Origin of the sequence: Vulcanococcus limneticus LL, assembly GCF_002252705.1 — a bacterium.
Classification (GTDB): Bacteria; Cyanobacteriota; Cyanobacteriia; order PCC-6307; family Cyanobiaceae; genus Vulcanococcus; species Vulcanococcus limneticus.
On sequence record NZ_NQLA01000125.1, the window covers coordinates 1 to 1,677 of the forward strand.

The following is a 1,677-nucleotide window of genomic DNA, read 5'->3' on the forward strand; positions in this document are numbered from 1 at the left end:
GGCCGCGTCCCTTCGCGTGGTGTAAATCCCGAGGCCCGAATGCCCTGATCAGAGGTTGAACAAGGTGGAATGACGAGCTGTCATTCCGGAGGTGCGGATGCACTTCTGTTTGCCACGATGAATCGAGACGAATGACTTGTCAAGTCTTTCGTCCGATCGCGGATGTGTTGTGAGCTGGAGTGGTCTGGGGCAGCCTGAGGTTGTGTACCGGCCGGCCCCGGGCGGCGATCAAGGCCGCTGCGCCTTGTAGGGCGCTGCAGCCTCGATCACCTGGGGCCTGAGTTCTGTCTCTCTCAGGCGCTGAGGGCTTGCAGAGTGGGTATGTCGTCCAGGTCCGGGATGTCGGCCATGCTCTCGGCGGAGAACATGCGGCGGCCCTCCAGCTGCCAGTGCTCGTGTTGCTCCAGCAGCACCGCTCCCACCAGGCGCGTGATGGCGGGGTCGTTGGGGAAGATGCCGACGACGCGAGTCCGGCGCTTGATCTCCTCGTTGACCCGCTCCAGCAGGTTGGTGCTCCAGACCTTTTTCCAGTGGGGCTGCGGGAAGTGACGGAACGCCAGCACGTCCTCCCGCGCCTCGTTCATCAGCGTGGCGGCCTTGGGAAAGCGATCGGCCAGCGAAGTGGCCAGATCGTCCCAGCGTGACGCGATCTCCTCAGTGGTTTCCTGGGCGAAAACGCTGCGCAGGGCGGCCGTGACCATGCCCTGGTGAGCCTTGGGGACGCACTGCAGCAGGTTGCGGGCGAAATGGACACGACACCGCTGCCAGACGCTCCCCTGCAGTTGGCGGCGAATGGCCTTGGTCAGCCCCGCATGAGCATCTGAGATGACCAGCCTGACGCCAGCAAGGCCCCGCTCCTTGAGGTGAGCCACGAATTCGGCCCAGAAGACCTCGCTCTCGCTGTCGCCCACCTTGATGCCCAGTAACTCCCGGCGACCATCGGCGTTGACGCCCATGGCCACCACCACGGCCCGTGAGCAGACCTGCTGGGCCTTGCCCAGCCGGCCCTTGAGGTAGGTGGCATCCAGGTACATGTAGGCGTAGCTGCTGCTCTCCAGAGGCCTGCTCAGGAAGGCCTGCACCTGGGCATCGATGTCCTGGCAGATGCGACTCACCTGCGACTTGGAGATGCCGCTCTGGGAGCCCAGGGCAGCCACCAGGGCATCGACCTTGCGGGTCGACACCCCACCGATGTAGGCCTCCATGATCACCGCATACAGGGCCTGATCGACCCGGCGGCGGGGCTCGAGGATCGAGGGCAGGAAGCTGCCGGCCCGCAATTTGGGGATCTGCAACGCGAGATCCCCCACCTGGGTGGTGAGGGTGCGAGGCCGGTAGCCGTTGCGGTGGCCGAGGCGCTCCTCGGTGCGCTCATGACGGTCAGCACCGAGGAACGCGGCAACCTCCAGCTCGATCAGCTGCTGCAGCCCATGGCGGGCCAACTCGGGGATCAACTCGCCGGCGCTACTGCCATCGAGTAGCGAGGCCAGCTCAGGTGCGGCACAGTGTCTGGTGGGCATGGTTCGTCTGGTTGAGGTGGTACTCGAACCAGGGAAACGGGCCTGCCCACCCCTTGCAACGTCAGCTGTGGAGCCGATCGCCTGAGGTGCGCGGCCCACCCCAGCTACGCCGGGGTGGGAGTGCCGGGGGAATTACACCACTGAAGGGGACGCCAGC

The 1,677-nt window shown here is 65.4% G+C and carries 1 protein-coding gene; it reads right to left on the bottom strand.

The window, feature by feature from the left end; translation table 11 throughout:
* Positions 1-293: 293 nt before the first annotated feature.
* Positions 294-1,520 (bottom strand): IS256 family transposase, encoded by a 1,227-nt coding sequence (locus tag CJZ98_RS17655; RefSeq protein ID WP_094592408.1) that lies wholly within the window; start codon positions 1,518-1,520, stop codon positions 294-296.
* Between the last annotated feature and the right edge of the window lie 157 nt (positions 1,521-1,677).